Source organism: Paenibacillus sanfengchensis, assembly GCF_036864765.1.
Classification (GTDB): Bacteria; Bacillota; Bacilli; order Paenibacillales; family Paenibacillaceae; genus Fontibacillus; species Fontibacillus sanfengchensis.
This window is the reverse complement of sequence record NZ_JBAGJC010000008.1, coordinates 182223-198775: the sequence shown is the minus strand read 5'-3', so window position 1 is coordinate 198775 and position 16553 is coordinate 182223. Positions and strand designations below refer to the sequence as shown.

The window sequence follows — 16553 nt, the reverse complement described above, 5'->3', positions numbered from 1 at the left end:
TGTCTCTATTCTCTTCTAGCCTTTGATCCCGGAATTCAGGTTGATCGATTGCAGGAAATGCTTTTGCGCAAATAAAAACAGAACCAACGTAGGAATGATCGCCAATATAGCCGAACCCACCAGCTGCCCGATCATGCGGTAGTTGCCGTAAATGTCCTGCAGCAGCAGCAATCCGGCCGTAACCGGCATCTTGTCGACATCGGTATACACAATGACCGGCCACAGGAAATCGTTCCAGGAGCCGATAAATGAGAACAGCCCGCACACGATCAGCACCGGCTTGATCAGCGGCAAAATTACCGAATAATAAATCCGGAAATCACTGGCCCCGTCCACGCGGGCCGATTCGTCCAGTTCGGTCGGGATTCCCTTCAGAAACTGTCTGACGAGAAAGATATTGCCCATCCCGGCCAGCCCCGGAATAATCATCGCCCAGGCGGTATTGACCCAGCCCAGCGCATCGATGATTTTGTAGGAAGGAATCAGGTTAACGACTCCCGGAAAAAAAGAAATGCCGAGCAGCGTAAAAAACAGCGTATCCCTGCCCTTAAAGTTGATGCGCGTGTACCCGTAGCCTGTCAGCGATATGACGACAATCACCAGGAAGGTATGGGTGATCGCGATGAACAGCGAGTTAAACAGCCAGCGCAGAATCGGCGCGGTCGAGGTATTTTCCAGAATCGCCGCATAGTTCTCGAAGTTCCAGCTCTCCGGCAGCAACCGGAAACCGTTCGAGACCACCTCCGCTTCCGTCCGGAAAGACGTGGTGATTCCGAACAGCACCGGGATAATCCAGATCAAGCAAAGTACGATTAAAAACAAATAGGCCAGATATTTGGATATATTGATTTTTTTCAGCATGATGCCTCACCCACCTCTCCTTTAGGAAGCATTCCGGTTCATCACATAGTACTGCATGGCGGAAATGATCAGGATCACGAGACCCAGCAGCACCGCCATCGCGGACGCCATTCCGGCGATGGATTCCCCGTGGCCGAACGCCAACTGGCGGATATACATCATCAGGACGTGTGTGCTCTGCTGCGGACCGCCCTTGGTCATCATTAACGGCTGGCCAAAGACGTTAAAAGCGCCGCCCGTTGTCATCACGAAGGTGTAAATGAGCGGAAACCGGATCGACGGCAGCGTGATGCTGGTAAACTTCCGGATGGAGCCGGCCCCGTCGATTTCCGCCGCCTCATAAAGGTCCTTCGCCACACCGTTGATGGAGGCGCGGTAAATGATCATGTTGCCGCCGACGCCGCCCCAAACCGTGATTACGATAATGATGATCCAGGCATAGGGTTGGTTCGCCGGCCACGGAATTTGCGAGCCGAACACGTTGCCGGTGATTCCGAGCTGCTTGTTGAAGATCAGCAGCCAGATCAGCGCCGCCGCGGAGATGGAAATCAGACCGGGAATGTAAATAATGGACTGCATAAGCCCCTTCATTTTGACCTTTTTATGTTCCAGAGCCACCGCCACAAGCAGCGGGATGACAATAAGAATCGGAACGCTGAGGCCGACAAAAATCAATGTGTTCTTCATGCCGTTCATAAATTGGGTGTTGAAAGTGGAAGTTGTATCGAACAGTATCGTTTTGTAGTTTTCAAAACCTACCCAGACCGGATCCCCGAGTAAATTCCACTTCGTAAACGAAGCGTAAATCCCATAAATCGTCGGCACCAAAATAAAGACGATAAACAGGATGAGATGGGGACCAACAAAGAAGTAAGGTGTAAAAGATCTCTTTTTCATAGCCCTTCCTTTCTCCTTTTGGGAACAGTAATGTGCCATGATCCATGACACATTACTCCACTTGGCGCTTTGCCCTGTTTCAAGTCCGTTTATTGTGCCGCCGCTTTGCTGTTCTCGGCGATTTTGTCTTCGACAAACTTCTGCATGGTGGCCAGAGTTTCATCGAGGTCCACATTGCCGCGGACGATATCCGCACAGTACGTATCCACCGCCTCGGCAATGTACGGATAGTGCTCATACGTATAAATGTAAAGGGATTCAATTTCCTTTTCGTCGGAAGTAAAGAAAGATTGCATGTAGTTTTTGTATTCCGGGTTTTCGATGATCTGCTTACTGGCTACGATTTGCCCGGCTTTCGCCCACTCCATGGAATTCTGACGGATGAACTCCAGGAAGGCGCCGATGCCTTTCTCCTTCTCATCCGTGCGCTTCTCGTTCTTCAGCATGGCGAACAAATGCGAGGAGGCCCGGTTCGTGAACTTGTCGGGCGTCGGCGAGTAAATGTTGGTGACGCCGAAGTTAAGCCCTTCCACTTTGGCGTGCGCGGTGGAGCTCCAGGTCCCGTCCGTGGAGAAAAGAACATGCCCGCCTTGGAACATCAGGTAACCGTCTTCACCGAACGGGGTCATCAAGCCCGCGTCGGCAATCTTCTTCACGCTTTCAAACGCCTTCTTCATCACCTCGGTGTTGACGGCCGGCTTGCCGTCCTGCTGGATATCGCCGCCGAGGTTTTGCACCTGAGCCAGGATGACCCAGCCGAGGAGCGCGTCATTGACGACATAATCGCCCTCATCCAACTTGCCTTGGAGAGACAACATCTCGTCGATGGTGACGACGTTATCGTCCAGGAAAGATTCAACGTTGTATTTCTTGAGCAGATCCTTGTTGTAATACATCACATTGCTGTGAATATCGAGGGGAACCGTATACTGTGTGCCGTCGATCGTACCGGTCGACCAGGCTTGCGGCAAATAGTTGTCCTGTTTGAGTTCCGGCTGCGCGGACAGCACGCCGGTCAGCGGCTCAAGCACCCCTTGCTTAACGAAGCCCGGAACGCGGTCGGCGTGGATGATGGCCAGGTCGGGCACGCCTTTGCCGGAGTTCAGCACCGTGGAGACTTTGGTGTACATATCCGATGTAATGACGTGTTTTACTTTAATCTCCGGATTGGTCGCGTTGTATGCCTTGACGATCTGGTCCATGTACGCCCCGTCATCCCCGGTTAACGGCGTCCAGAAGACGATGGTATTTTTGTCCAATCCGCTTCCGCAGGCCGAAAGTAAAGCGCTTAATAAAGCTGCCAGCAAAATTAAAGAAATGGTTTTTCTTTTCAATTTGTTCTCCTCCTCGATTTCTTTCTACACGCATAAAAGTCCCGGTTACCATTCTGTCACGCCCAGATGTTGTTGCCCCCACTAGTCCATTAGATGTACGTACATGTTTAAGCGGATATAGGCCTCCTTTCCTCAACTAGCCATATGACGACTAACTCTCAGCTGTTTTTTTCTCGGCAAAAAGGATGTTTTTAAACGTTGAATTGGTTGTAAGCGTATTCTATGTATCAAATATTAATCCGCATGTTCGTACATGTCAATCGGTTTAATCATTTTTGTACGTACATATTTATATATGTATTTGCGGCCTTCCTATTTATTCATAGTAAATTTCCATGCGATTTGATACGATAGTTTTGTTTCCAAGTTGGGCAGGTTAGTATATAGCTAAACATACAGATCGAAGTGGTGATAACGTGTCGGAACAAAAAACCAAATACAATATGGTCAAGGAACAAATTACGGAATGGATCCGAGACGGAAAAGTAAAGCCCGGAGATAAAATATATTCGGAGAAAGAGCTTTCCGGCATGTTCGCTGTCAGTCGTCATACCGTCAGGCAAGCGATCGGCGCCCTGGTGCATGAGGGCTTGCTTTACAGGGAACAAGGTGCGGGGACGTTTTGCTCCGCGAGCCCGAATTTATCGGCGAATGCTTCTTATGCGGGGCCTTCCGGCTCCTCTCCCGCGAGCGTCAATCGGAAGAATATCGGCGTCATTACGACCTATATCTCCGACTATATTTTCCCTTCGATTATCAAAGGCATCGAATCTTATTTGACCGCCGAGGGATATTCGCTAACGTTGGCTTGTACGGACAATGATATGGAGAAGGAAAAACAATGTCTGCAAGCGATGCTGAACCGAGGGGTTGACGGACTGATCGTGGAGCCGACGAGGAGCAGTAATTACAACCCGAATATCAATTACTATTTAGCGCTTGAGCAGAACCAGATTCCCTATCTGATGATCAACCAATTCTACGCGCAGTTAATGCCTCCCCATCTTATCGTGAATGATGACCACGGCGGCTTCATCGCTACGGACCATTTGATCCGGCTTGGACACCACCGCATCGTCGGGCTGTTTAAAACGGATGACCTGCAAGGAATAGAACGGATGAAAGGATTTATCCGGGCTTTCCGTGAGAACGAAGTCGAATTCTTCTCGGAAATGGTGCTGACCTACACGACCGAGGAGCAAGGCAGTGCCCTCATTCGGCGTCTGGAGCCCTTCTTCAGCGGGGCTTCGCCCCTTCCCACCGCCATCGTCTGCTACAACGACCAGTTGGCCCTGGCCGTACTGGACTTGTTGAGAAAACAAGGACTGCGGGTACCGGACGAGATCTCGATCGTCGGGTTCGACGATTCCCCCCTGGCGGAAGCTTCCGAGGTAAAGCTGACTTCGGTCACCCATCCCAAAATGGAGCTGGGCATGGCCGCCGCCAAGTGGATTGTGGCCGCGGTCGAGGGCATGGACCTGCTTCCCCAATCCATCGTGTACGAACCAAGGCTGGTGATCCGCGGCTCCACCGCGAGTGTGAAGGGGCGCGAAGAATAAAGGAAAGGGACTGCCTTCTTGTCCCTTCGCATGCCTCTAAGGTATATTGTTTGATAGATTAGAGAAACGAAAGAGGATAACCTATGGCAACGATTCACGATGTGGCCGCCAAGGCCGGCGTCTCCGTCACTACGGTATCCCGGGTGCTCAACAACCGGGGATACATCAGCGAAGCGACGCGAAAAAAGGTCTATGATTCTATGAATGCGCTCGGATATCAACCGAACGAGATCGCCCGATCCCTGTTGCGCAAGCAGTCCAATATCCTGGGTTTGATCGTTCCCAGCGTCTCCCACCCCTTTTTCGGCGAATTGGCGGACCGGGTGGAGTATTACGCCTACCAGAAAGGATACAAAGTGCTGCTATGCAACTCCCAGCGTGATCCCATCAAGGAAAGGGACTATATCGAGATGTTGAAGCGCAACCGGGTGGATGGGATTTTTATGGGGAGTCATACGCTGGAGGTGGAGGAGTACCAAAGCCTTCGTTCGCCGATTCTGACTTTTGACCGGCAGATTGGAGAGGAGATTCCGTTTATTAGCTCGGACAATTACGAGGGCGGCCGTTTGGCAACCGAACGGCTTGTGGCCCTAGGCTGCCGCAAAATCGCACATATTTGCGGTAATTTGCAGCTGGATTTGCTGGCCAACCAGAGAACAAGCGCTTTTCTTGACGTGGTTCGTCAGCACGGGATCGAGCATCTGATCATTCAAACGGACATGAATGTGTTCGATCAGGCCAAGTATGAAGAACTGCTCAGCAAGCTGTTGAAGGAGCATGCGGATATCGACGGAATTTTCGCCACTAGCGATATAATTGCCACCTTCGCTATCAAGGAATGCAAGCGGGTCGGCAAGAGGGTCCCCGAAGAGGTCAAAATCATCGGCTATGATGACGTAAGCGCAGCACGGTGGGTTACGCCCGAATTGACCTCCGTACGCCAGCCCGTCGACGAGATGGGCAAACTTGCCGTAGACTTGCTGTGCAGGCAGGTGGAAGGAGAAACCGTCGATTTTACGAATATTTTGCCTGTAGAACTTATTGTGCGGGATTCCGCCTGAAAATCTGGCCATTGCCAGTAGCCACTATCTCCGCGTTTATCGTACCGGGGGAGCGCCGCACTTTCGAGGAGCGCAGAAGCCCGAAGCTTGCGGGGGCATTTCAACGAAAGACCGGAGCTCTGCCGGGTATTCGAACGGAAGTCTCAAGCTCGCCGGGCATTCTAACGGAAGCCATAGCCGCTATTTCGTCCTTTACGCATGAATTGACATTCTAACGGACGCAGTAGCGGCTATTTGGGCAAAATGAGTTCATTGGGGCGTGATATTACCTCAATAGCCGCTGCTATTTCCGTTAGAAATCCGCAAGAGTTACTTTTGAGCGAAATAGCGCCTATTATATCCGTTGGAGCAACCGTCGAGAAGGGCCTTCCCTCAGTCACCTACGATGACTTTTGGGATAGCCCCCATTTTTTTTGCGATTTTTTATGTCAAACGATTGACATATGTTAATCGTTTGACATACAATGGTCTCGTAAACGATGCAAGCGATTACATTTAACAGGGGGAAAAGAAATGAAACGAGTATCCTGGATGAACATGACGGTCATGATCGCAATTTTAACGCTCCTCGTCTCGGCCTGCGGAGGCGGCAATCAAGCCGGCTCCAAAAGCGCCGAAGGCGCCGAATCCTCAACTGGAGGCTCCGGCGGCAAGGTGAAAATCTCCTTGCTGAACTCCAAGGGCGAAATTCAAACCCAACTCGAAGAGGCAGCTAAAACGTTTGAAGCCGACCATCCCGGCATCACGCTCGAAATTATGGCGGCTCCGGCGGGAACCTCGCCTTTCGAACGCGCCTCAACCATGTACGCTTCGGGAAACCCGCCGACCATGATCATGCTGGATACGGGGGATGTCGAGAAATTTAAAGACCGGCTCCTCGACTTGAGCGGTGAGAAGTGGAACGCCGACATCGTGGAGAATGCAACGAAACTGACGACGTTTGACGGCAAGAACCTCGCCTTCCCTCTGGCCATAGAAGGCTACGGTTTCATTTACAATAAGGCGGTTCTCGATCAAGCCGTCGGCGGTGAATTTGATCCAAGTACGATAAAGACCAGAAGCGACTTGGAAAACCTGTTCAAACAAATCGAAGCTTCCGGAAAGAAAGCGCTGATTATTTCGCCGATGGACTGGTCGCTTGGAGCCCATTTCCTGCCGCTGGCTTACGCTACCCAGAATAAGGACATGGCCGAAGTCAACAAATTTATCGATTCGTTGAAAGCGGGCCAAACCGCCCTGGCCGACAACAAATCTCTGAACGGGCTGCTCGATACGTTCGATCTGATGAAAAAGTATAACATCGACAAGAAATCCCCGCTCTCCGGCGTCTATGAGCGCGGTGCCGAGCTCCTCGGCAAGGGGGAAGTCGGCATCTGGTTCCAAGGCAACTGGGCTTGGCCGCAAATTAAATCCTTCGATACGGCGAACGGGGAATACGGGTTTATTCCTGTACCGATCAGCGATAATGCCGCCGATTTCGGAAATCAGGAACTCTCCTCGGCAACGTCCAAGCGGATTGTCGTAGACAAGGAAAAGAGCTCGCCGGAACAGCAAGAAGCGGCCAAGGCCTTTTTGAACTGGCTGGTGTACGAGGAAAAAGGGCAGGACTTCCTGGTAAATAAGGCCAATATCATCCCGGCCTTCAAGAGCATCACCCTGCCGGCCGCCGATCCGCTCGGCCGATCCATTCAAGAATACATGGCCAGCGGCAAATCCCAGGAATCGATGAGCGTTCTGCCCGCCGACCACTGGGCCAAACTCGGCGCTTCCATGCAGAAATATTTGAGCGATGCCGGAGACCGCAGCACATTGATTCAGGAAATCGAGGAATATTGGAAAACCGTAAAATAAAGAGAACGGCTCCTCCACAATTCATCAGTTAACAGAACAGAGAAAGGGCAAGCCTGGTCTTGTCCCTTTCTGTTCTTCCATCGACATAGACATAATAGAAAAGAGGAATCGAATTATGATTAGGGAGAAGGAATGGTGGCCCCGCCTGCAAAACCGACTGTTGTTCACCGGCCCAACCTTGTTTGCCTTTATCACAGTGATGATCATCCCGTTCCTTTACGGCATTTATCTGACATTGACGAATTGGGATGGCATCGCCACCTCACATTCGCTCGTTTGGTTCGAAAACTACACCAAGGTTTTTCAGGATAAAGTATTCTGGCAATCCTTCGGTTTAACGCTTAAATATGTGTTTTTTACCGTAGTTCTGGTCAATGCCGTGGCCTTTCTGCTGGCCCTCGGTTTATCCCGCGGCTTGAAGGGCCAGAACCTGTTCCGGGCCGGCTTCTTTCTGCCCAATCTGGTCGGCGGCATCGTGCTCGGGCTGATCTGGCAGTTTATCTTCTCGAATGTCTTCGTTTTCCTTGGCGAAAAAGCGAACATCCCACTCTTCAGCTACTCCTGGCTGGCGGATCCGGATAAAGCGTTCTGGGCCCTGGTCATAGTTACAGTATGGCAATACGCCGGATACATGATGGTGATTTACATCGCCGGACTCATGAGTGTGCCTCATGATGTTCTGGAAGCGGCCAGCATTGACGGAGCCAACCGCTGGACCAAGCTGCGCCGGATGATTTTGCCGCTGATGGTCCCTTCGTTTATCGTATGTATCTTTCTGACGCTGCAGCGCGGCTTCATGGTGTACGATGTGAACCTTTCGCTGACCAAAGGCGGTCCGTTTAAAAGCACGGAAATGGTCTCCATGCATGTTTACGAAAAGGCTTTCCTTTCCCGGGATTACGGGCTCGGTCAGGCCGAGGCGCTCGTGCTGTTTCTCCTGGTGGCGGCCATTACATTGCTTCAGGTCTACTTCGGCAAAAAGATGGAGGTGGAAGCCTAATGCGCAGCTCACGTTCTTCGGCCTGGATAAGAACCACCGGTTTGATCTTGGTCCTTTGCCTGTTCGTCTTCCCGTTTTTCTTTCTGCTGCTCAATTCGTTTAAAGCGAATACGGCCATCACGTCCAACCCGCTATCGTTTCCGGGAACGTTGAACTGGGAGAACTATCGAAACGCCTTCGAAAAAATGAATTACACGGCTTCCTTCTTCAATTCGTTGGCGATCACCCTTTTGGGCGTGGCTCTAATCTCGCTGTTTGCCGCGATGACCGCTCACTATTTTGTGCGGAACAACACGAAATTCAATCAGTACACGTTTATGATCATGGTTGCGGCGATGATTATTCCTTTTCAGGCCATCATGATCCCGCTCGTCAAAATCTACGGTTCCTTGAACCTGCTGGATAACAAATGGTCCCTGATCTATATGTATCTGGGTTTCGGGAGTCCGCTGGCGGTGTTTATTTACCACGGCTTTGTAAAAGGGATTCCCGCTGAGCTGGAGGAAGCCGCACTCATCGATGGGTGCACGCGCCGTCAAACCTTCTTCAGAATCGTATTTCCGGTGCTGGCGCCTACGACGGCAACCATTTCGATTTTGAATGTACTCTGGATCTGGAATGATTACCTGCTTCCTTCCCTGATCCTCATTTCGCCGGAAAACAGAACCTTGCCGCTCTCCACCTTTAACTTTTACGGCACTTACTCCGTGGATTATGGGCCGCTCATGGCCGGCCTCGTGCTGACGGTCTTGCCGATTATGCTCGTCTATTTGTTCGCTCAACGGTACATTATCCAGGGAGTCATGCAGGGTTCCATAAAATAAGGGATTTTTTCGGGAGGCCTATTTAAGTATGTTTACTGAATCAACTTATACCGCCCAACGAGCGGATCGATTCATTCGGGAATCGAAGCATTTATTGAATCCGGAATACAGACTTAACTATCATCTCATGGCGGAGTACGGCTGGATGAACGATCCGAACGGATTTATTCATTCGGGCGGAGTCTATCACCTGTTCTATCAGCATTATCCTTACAAGGCGTATTGGGGTCCCATGCATTGGGGCCATGCCGTCAGCCGCGATCTGCTCCATTGGGAGTACCTTCCCGTGGCTCTTGCCCCGGGGGAAACTTATGACAAGAACGGGTGCTTCTCGGGCAGTGCCGTAGAAGTTGACGGGAAGCTCGTGCTTATGTATACGGGCCATCGGGTGACCGGAGCGGATCCGGATAAGGATTATGAACAAGTCCAGGCGCTGGCCATGTCCGAAGACGGGATTACCTTTACGAAATATCCGGGGAACCCGGTGATTCACCGCAGCCAGATTCCCGATGGAGTAAGCCGCAAAGACTTCAGGGATCCCAAAGTTCTGCAAATCGGCGACCGCTATTATGTAGTTCTCGGGTCTAACGATGCGCAAGGCAACGGCCTCATCTTGCTCTACCGGTCGTCCGATTTGAAAGAATGGACTTTTGTAAACATTCTGGCCCAGAGCGACGGAACCATGGGGGATAATTGGGAGTGCCCCGATCTGTTCCCGCTGGGAGACAAATACGTTCTGATGCTGTCGCCCCAGCGGATGCCCGCTCAGGGAGAACAATACCGGAACCTCCACTCCACCATGTACATGGTTGGGGAGTTTGACCCGGAAACCGGGTCGTTCCATCCGACCTCCCAAGCTCAAGTGGACCATGGCTTTGACTTCTACGCCCCGCAATCCGCCGTCGATGACAAAGGAAGGCGCATTGTGATCGGCTGGATGGAAATGTGGGAACAGGACATTCCTACCCAGCATGGACACCATTGGGCCGGTGCCATGAGCCTCCCGCGCGTGGTCGTCCCGGACGGGAACCGGATTCTGTTCCAGCCGGTTCTCGAGGTGGAGTCCTGGCGCACCGCTCTATATGAATTGGGAGAAACCCGGCTGGATGGCGAGATCCCTTTGAACACCTCGGGAGACTGTTATGAGCTTCAGGTGGAGTTTGAGCCCGGCACCGCCACGCAATTCGGACTGAAGCTGCGGACCGACGGAACGGGAAAAGAAGAAACCGTCATTGCTTACGAAACTTCCGGGGGAATGCTCTGCATCGACCGGGATCGGTCCGGCGTCGGCTTGGGCGGTCGGCGCAAAGCCTTCGTCCCTCTTAAAGAAGGCCGGCTTCAACTGCGGATTTTTATGGATAAATCATCCGTTGAGGTGTTTGCCGGAGACGGGGAGGTCGTCATGACCGCCCGGATCTATCCTGGGGCCGCCTCCCAGGGAATCGTATTGTTCTCCACCGGGGAGTGCCGGGTGGACCGGCTGCGGAAATGGGATCTCGCAAAGCGGTGATGTGGAAGGGATTCCTCCTCCCTATTTTAAGAGCGGTAGCCGGGATGGGGATACCGTTCGGCAAACCGGGCGTATCCTTGTACACCCAGGCCTTGCTGGCCGCGGAGGCGCTGCATCTGCTGGAGGAATAGACGGCAAATGCCATAAACAAAGAACAGAGCGGGCTGCAAAAGGGGAATCCCTTTGCAGCCCGCTCTTTTTTACAATGATCCGTCATTCACTCTAAACCGCTTGACCAGGTTCTGAAGGTTGATCGCCATATCGGCCAGTCCTTGAGAGGCGTGGGCGATTTCCTGCATCGAGGCCATCTGCTCTTCCACGGCTGCCGATGTGGTCTGTGCGCTTTCCGCGGAATGTTCGGACATGTTGGACAACTGGTGGACCGCTGCGGAAGCCTGCTCGGTTCCGGCGGAAATTTGCTCGGCCACCGCGGAAATATCCTGAATTTGCTCGGTAATGCGCGCGGTCGACTGTTCGATGTTCGCGAAAACCGCTGCCGCCTCCTCGCTGATCCGCAGCCCCTCTCCCACCTGAGTGCGCACATTTCCGTTCATCGTTGCGTTGGAGCGCTGGATCAAATCGTTCATTTTATGGATCGTCGCGCCGATGTTATCCGCAGTCCGTTTGGACTGCTCCGACAGCTTGCGTACTTCGCCGGCAACGACGGCAAATCCGCGTCCCTGTTCGCCCGCTCTGGCCGCTTCAATCGCCGCATTCAGCGCCAGCAAGTTGGTCTGGTTGGCGATCTCCGCAATAGCTTCATTCATGGCGCTGGCCTCCCCGGAAAGCTTTGCCAACTCCTGAACCATATCCGTGGACTCGGCCACCGCCTCCAGGATCCGGTTCATCTGCCCGCTGACGTTCTCGATAGTCCGGCTTCCCCGTTCCACATCTTGTTCGGTTTGTCCCGCCGAGTCCACGATCTTATTCGCCGACTCCGCGATGGCTCCTACGCCGCGGGCCATTTCTTCCACCGCCCGGGCCGTCTGCTTGGAGGCTTCCGCTCCCGATACCGCGGCCTCCGCCGTCTCCTGAATGATCTCGGCGACATGCTGTACCGATTGGGGGGTTTGCTCCGTCCCTTCCTTGATCGTCTCCGAGGACGAAGCAAGCTGGGAGGAGGTTTGACCAAGCTCGGTTACCATCGTGCGCAGAGAATCGGTCATCGCGTTGAAATCATCCGCCAGCGCGCCGAATTCGTCTTTATTTTTCAACTGTACTATTTCCGTTAAATTTCCGTTACTGACACTGTTCGTTCCCCGCTGCAATCTACGGAGCGGCACGACAAAAGAGCGCATTACGAAGAAAATCAGAATGCCGACAATGAGGATGGAGAAGCCAATGACGATCAGCGTGGTGTTCATGATCGGTTTGGCGGCCACCCCATAGTCATTGGGGCTGAGCATCGCGTTGACCTTCCAGCCCGTTGCGGGCACTATGTCCGTGTAAACTTCGAGCGGAACTCCCAAGGAACTGGAGATTGTTTTCGTGATGTCGGCGTACTTCTCTTCGGCCGAAGCCTTTTCCAGGACATCTCCGGTCACTTCTATCGGCGCCCCGGGCTTGAGATACCCCTGATCGTAAACAAATCCTGTGCCTGTCACGACTTTCCCCAGATTATCCGTGACAATCAGCGTTCCGGTATCCCCGATCTTCGCGTTGCTCACACTTTCCGTCAGCTTATTCAGGTTGAGGGCAAAATTTAGCACCGTTTTCCCTTCGCCCAGCGACTTCGATACATTGAACACCCTCTGCCCCGTCAAGGCCGTCTCGCCCGTTTCCGACAAGGCCGCTTCCCCAGCCCGCTCCAGACCTTTCGTATACCAGCCCGCCTTCAGCGGATCGAATTTACCGTTTTTCGGCTTGGGTGAAACCACAAACGCGCCTGTTTCGTCCGCCAGAATCACCTCTTCCAATTCGGGATAAGCGGCCCGGATCCGGTCCAGCTTGCTTTGGGTTTCCGGAGCGCCGACATCCCCCGCTTTAAATTGGGACGACACCAGCTCCAAATTCTTGATGACGGAGGTCAGCTGCTGATCAATGGAGCTGCGAACGAGAGCCACATTGGAGTAGATGCCGTTTTTGATCCTTGCCTCCACTTCCCGCTCCGCGCTTTCGTACGAGAAAAAGCCGATTACCGCGCTCGGCACGATGAGGATAATTAAAAACCAGATGACCAGCTTCGTTCTCATCAGCCTCAACTGGCTTTTCACAAATTTCCAACCTTGCGTTACCCGCTCTTTTAATCCCGGTTTAACTGGGGGAGAAGATACAGAGGATTCTTTTTTCAATGGTAGTCACTTCTCTCTTATGTAATTTAAAAATTGAACTATATTTTATTTCGACATTTTGCAACATTTTTTTCACATTTGAGTTCTAGGCAAGGTACCTCTTACTAATTAATTTAGGCTCTTGTCCTGGACTTACGTCTATTTGTCATTGACAGCCCTCTGCTCATGACCCTTATAATGAGAAAGCCTTTTTTAGGGGTTTGTTTGAAATTGATAACAAGGGGTTTTGAATGATGTGGTTTTTGTTTGCCTTATTGACGGCGATGGCCTGGGGAGGTGCGGATCTTTTTTACAAAAAAGGCAGCGATAGCAACGACCGGTTCAGCCATATCAAAATCGTGATCATGGTCGGCCTGGTCATGGGTGTGCACGCTGTTGCTTATATGCTGTTAAAAGGACTCGCCTTTCATCCTGCGGACATGATCCGTTATCTGCCCGTTTCCGCCCTTTACATTTTGTCGATGACGATCGGTTACATCGGCCTTCGCTATATCGAGCTGTCTATCGCCTCTCCCGTGCAGAATTCCTCCGGAGCCGTGACAACGATGCTATTGTTTCTCTTTTTTACGCACAGCTTGGGCGTCCTTGAAATTGTGGGCATCGCGATCATTACGGCAGGGGTGGTCGGCATCGCCATCCTGGAAAAAAGAGCCGAACGAGCCGCGCTGGAGACCGGAGCGCTGCATTTCGACAAAAAATATCAGATCGGCGTCATGGCGATCCTGTTTCCGATCCTTTACTGCCTGATCGACGGGCTCGGTACCTTTGCGGATGCCATCTATCTGGACGAATGGAGCTTGATTAGCGAAGATGCGGCGCTGCTGGCTTATGAGTTCACCTTCTTCCTGTGCGCCTTAATCGGGTTGATTTACCTGCGCGGAATCAAAAAACAACCCTTCAACCTGTTCCGGGAACGGGTCAAAGGGTATGCGGCGATCTTCGAAACGATCGGGCAGTTTTTCTATGTCTTCGCCATGTCCAGCAATGCCATCATCGCCGCACCACTGATCGCTTCCTACAGTATTTTCTCGATCCTCCTCTCCCGCCTGTTCCTTAAAGAGCGGCTGAGCCGGGCGCAGTATGCCGTCATTGTTATCGTCATCCTGGGAATCGCCCTGCTGGGAATCGCGGATGAGCTGTAGGAATCGCGAACGCCTATTTCAACAATGCCCGCCTGGGGAAAAGAAAATTACGGGAAAAACTCCCGTTATTTCGGGCTAAAGGGCGCACGATATGCAATTAGCTGGAAAACCTCCTGCTAATCGCCGGCTAGAGGGCCCATTCGCCCTTGGGATGCAGAAATAGCTGGAGAAATTCCAGCTATTTGGTCTTCTGACGGCTTTCGAGCCAATTAAACGGGAGAAATTCCAGCTAATCGCTCAGCTGCTTGCTACGTCGTTAGTCTTGAGCCGTTCTCCTCCACCGGAACCTTGCGGAGATTCGTAGATTCGCCCCTGTGGGAATTTTAACGGAAGCAGCAGCCGCTATTTTTACAAAAAACACTATTTCCACACTAGCGTTGCATTAACCCGCGAGGTCTAACGGCTGTAGCATCCTCCCTTTGAAGCAGGGCAGGTGAATAAGAGCCTTTTGCGCCTTATGCAGCGCTATTTTGGCGAATTCGGGTGGTCGGGGGGGGGAATAGCCGACTTTTAGGCAATGACGTTGCATCAAACCTTCCTTGATGCTGCCCATTTGGGGCCAATCCGCCGCTTCGGCAAGCAGCATGTCGAACTTAGATCGTCGTCTCCCCCTCTAAACCATGCTAACGGTCGCCACAGCCGTTATTTGCCCTGTTTGCGCTGACTCCAAATTCTAACGGCCGCCACGGCCCCTATTTCATATAAGTATGGCTGTTTTGGTCGAAATGATGGTAAATAACGGTTCACACGACCGTTAAAATCCCAATACGTGATTCAATCGCAACATAACGGCTCTCACGGCCGTTAGACTTCCTAACTGCAGAACCTTGTTTAAAGGCCGGTACTTTTTTGCGAAGTTCTTTAAAAGCGATTAAGGCATCAAGCTCCGTTGTAATCATGTGTCAGGGTTAATGCAACGCTAGTGCTTTTTCCAAAGTCTAACGGACGCAACAGCGCCTATTTCCGCAACCCTTGGCAAAACGGCCGATTTTCTGTCAAATAGCCGCTACGATTTCCGTTAGATTTTGAAAATGGTCTTCTGGGCAGAAATAGGCGCTATGATTTTCGTTATAGATGGACACCGCACTAAGAAAAAGCGCCCTGAAGGGTGCCTTTTCAGTAGTGTAGGTCATTATTTTGCACGTTCTCCGTTGCTCACATCGTTAAAAAACTTGAGTGAATACAGCGCACAGATGCCGACGATCACATAAACGATTCGGGACACGGTGGCGTCCTGGCCGCCAAAGAGCGAAGCCACCAGATCGAACTGGAAGAGTCCGACCAGAAGCCAGTTTAAACCTCCCACGATCAGTAAGGTAAGAGCAATGATATTTAAGGTTTTCAATCCCGTCCACTCCTTATAATGTGTAACTGCATGTTTATTAGCAACGTACCCATTTTGTGGATAGGTTATGCGTTTATCTAAAAAGAAAAACAATTTCCGCCGACGCAGAGGAATGAACATAAGGGAATAACGCTCGGCCACCGAAGCGTTATCCCCTCTTTCTTTTCCTTTATTTCATAAAGTTTTCGGCCAGCTCGTAGCATCTTTTCTTGGTTATTTCGGCCTTGGTCGCGGCCAACTGCAAAGCTTCCATGGTCCCTCCCTCGAATTCCTCCGCCGCTTTCGCCGCGGCTTCGTCCCGCTCGGTAATCCACTTTCGCTGTTCTTCCTTCAAATCCTTCATGGCGCTTTCGGTAAGCTGGTTCTTCAACTCCCCGTAAATCTCATTCAGCGCCGTATCCCATCGCTTGTAAGTTTCGTCCGCCGCCTGGGTCATTGAGGCGGTGGTCCCTTCCTCGTTGAGTTGATCCAATTCCGACAGTCCCTTTTCGATCTCATCGAGCATTTCGAGAGCATCCGCCTGGGTCATTTTCTGAACGCCCGGCTTTTTTCCGGCCTCAGCCGGTTCTTTGCCTTGGGCCGGACCAGTATTGTCTTTCGTTCCTGCCGCTCCCGGGGTGTGGCTCACACTGTCGCTGTTTTTGTCCGCCGACGGGCTCTTCGCCGGGGCGCTGTCCGCCGTCCCTTTACCAGCGCTGTTCGATGCGGCGCTTCCCTGATCCGCCGGCGGACTTTCCTGTCCGGACGGAATGGGGATAATCTCCGCTGTCCCCTCATTTTTGGTCCCTCCGCAGCCGGACAAAAATACGCAAGTCAACAACGTTAGAATAACTAGTTTTTTCAATATCTTCACCTATCCTTACCAATTTTTATCTTCA

14 protein-coding genes are annotated in these 16553 nt (G+C 51.9%); 8 read left to right on the top strand and 6 right to left on the bottom strand.

Going from position 1 to position 16553, the window contains the following annotated elements:
- Positions 1-15: 15 nt before the first annotated feature.
- The 3 genes from V4U84_RS18255 to V4U84_RS18245 form a co-directional block, all read right to left on the bottom strand.
- The gene (locus V4U84_RS18255; RefSeq protein ID WP_334077655.1) at positions 16-861 is read right to left on the bottom strand and encodes a carbohydrate ABC transporter permease; all 846 of its coding nucleotides are present in this window, start codon (positions 859-861) and stop codon (positions 16-18) included.
- A 21-nt stretch (positions 862-882) separates the two neighbouring features.
- Positions 883-1758, bottom strand: a complete 876-nt coding sequence (locus V4U84_RS18250) for a carbohydrate ABC transporter permease (RefSeq protein WP_334077654.1) — start codon at positions 1756-1758, stop codon at positions 883-885.
- Between the two features lie 89 nt (positions 1759-1847).
- Positions 1848-3092: an extracellular solute-binding protein gene (locus V4U84_RS18245; RefSeq protein ID WP_334077653.1), complete on the bottom strand. Its 1245-nt coding sequence runs from the start codon at positions 3090-3092 to the stop codon at positions 1848-1850.
- 443 nt (positions 3093-3535) lie between these two features.
- Here V4U84_RS18245 and V4U84_RS18240 point away from each other — a divergent pair, with 443 nt between their 5' ends.
- The 7 genes from V4U84_RS18240 to V4U84_RS18210 all read left to right on the top strand — a co-directional run bounded on the left by V4U84_RS18240 (position 3536) and on the right by V4U84_RS18210 (position 11028).
- Positions 3536-4651, top strand: a complete 1116-nt coding sequence (locus tag V4U84_RS18240; protein WP_334077692.1) for a GntR family transcriptional regulator — start codon at positions 3536-3538, stop codon at positions 4649-4651.
- A gap of 83 nt (positions 4652-4734) precedes the next feature.
- Positions 4735-5712 carry a LacI family DNA-binding transcriptional regulator gene (locus V4U84_RS18235; RefSeq protein WP_334077652.1) on the top strand — a complete coding sequence of 326 codons (978 nt, stop codon included), beginning with the start codon at positions 4735-4737 and terminating at the stop codon, positions 5710-5712.
- A 513-nt stretch (positions 5713-6225) separates the two neighbouring features.
- Positions 6226-7563, top strand: coding sequence for an ABC transporter substrate-binding protein (locus V4U84_RS18230; RefSeq protein ID WP_334074246.1), 1338 nt, complete (start codon positions 6226-6228; stop codon positions 7561-7563).
- Between the two features lie 115 nt (positions 7564-7678).
- Positions 7679-8563 (top strand): carbohydrate ABC transporter permease, encoded by an 885-nt coding sequence (locus V4U84_RS18225; RefSeq protein WP_334074245.1) that lies wholly within the window; start codon positions 7679-7681, stop codon positions 8561-8563.
- Positions 8563-9387, top strand: coding sequence for a carbohydrate ABC transporter permease (locus V4U84_RS18220; RefSeq protein WP_334074244.1), 825 nt, complete (start codon positions 8563-8565; stop codon positions 9385-9387). Before V4U84_RS18225 ends, V4U84_RS18220 begins: the two co-directional genes overlap by 1 nt.
- A gap of 28 nt (positions 9388-9415) precedes the next feature.
- Positions 9416-10897 (top strand): glycoside hydrolase family 32 protein, encoded by a 1482-nt coding sequence (locus V4U84_RS18215; RefSeq protein WP_334074243.1) that lies wholly within the window; start codon positions 9416-9418, stop codon positions 10895-10897.
- Positions 10876-11028 (top strand): hypothetical protein, encoded by a 153-nt coding sequence (locus V4U84_RS18210; protein ID WP_334077651.1) that lies wholly within the window; start codon positions 10876-10878, stop codon positions 11026-11028. The genes V4U84_RS18215 and V4U84_RS18210 overlap by 22 nt, the downstream gene beginning before the upstream one ends.
- Positions 11029-11097: 69 nt before the next feature.
- Here V4U84_RS18210 and V4U84_RS18205 read toward each other — a convergent pair whose 3' ends face one another.
- A complete protein-coding gene (locus V4U84_RS18205; RefSeq protein WP_334077650.1) occupies positions 11098-13110 on the bottom strand; it encodes a methyl-accepting chemotaxis protein in 2013 nt (670 codons plus the stop codon).
- A 311-nt stretch (positions 13111-13421) separates the two neighbouring features.
- On the opposite strand from V4U84_RS18205, the gene V4U84_RS18200 reads away from it, so the two are divergent.
- Entirely contained in the window at positions 13422-14330 is a 909-nt protein-coding gene (locus V4U84_RS18200; RefSeq protein ID WP_334074369.1) for an EamA family transporter, read from the top strand.
- Positions 14331-15462: 1132 nt separating this feature from the next.
- Here the strand turns inward: V4U84_RS18200 and V4U84_RS18195 are convergent.
- Together V4U84_RS18195 and V4U84_RS18190 are read right to left on the bottom strand one after the other, a co-directional pair.
- The gene (locus V4U84_RS18195) at positions 15463-15675 is read right to left on the bottom strand and encodes a DUF378 domain-containing protein (protein ID WP_334074238.1); all 213 of its coding nucleotides are present in this window, start codon (positions 15673-15675) and stop codon (positions 15463-15465) included.
- A 169-nt stretch (positions 15676-15844) separates the two neighbouring features.
- Complete coding sequence (locus V4U84_RS18190) at positions 15845-16519, bottom strand: lysozyme inhibitor LprI family protein (RefSeq protein WP_334074237.1); 675 nt, start codon at positions 16517-16519, stop codon at positions 15845-15847.
- Positions 16520-16553 lie beyond the last annotated feature (34 nt).